At 68.6% G+C, this 255-nt stretch carries 1 protein-coding gene; it reads left to right on the plus strand.

From position 1 onward, the window contains the following. Positions 1-255 (plus strand): transposase (locus U8525_RS34660; RefSeq protein ID WP_374271003.1); only part of this gene is annotated, 255 nt, incomplete at both ends.

A 255-nucleotide genomic window follows, 5' to 3' on the forward strand; every position in this document is an offset into this window, starting at 1 on the left:
CGCCGCGCCACCCGCCGAAGAGCCCCATGGGGCAGGCCCTCTCCTATGCGACGAAGCAATGGGACTCGCTGACTCGCTTCGTCGAGGACGCGCGACTGCCTTTGGACAACAACCGCTCGGAGGCGGCGCTGAGAAAGGCCGCCCTGGGCAGGAAGAACTTCCTCTTTGTCGGGCACGAGGCCGCAGGCGAGAACCTCGCGGGCCTCTACGCCCTGGTGGCGACCTGCGAGGCCAACGGCGTCAACCCCGAGGCGT

The organism is Corallococcus sp. RDP092CA, assembly GCF_041903675.1.
Lineage (GTDB): Bacteria > Myxococcota > Myxococcia > Myxococcales > Myxococcaceae > Corallococcus.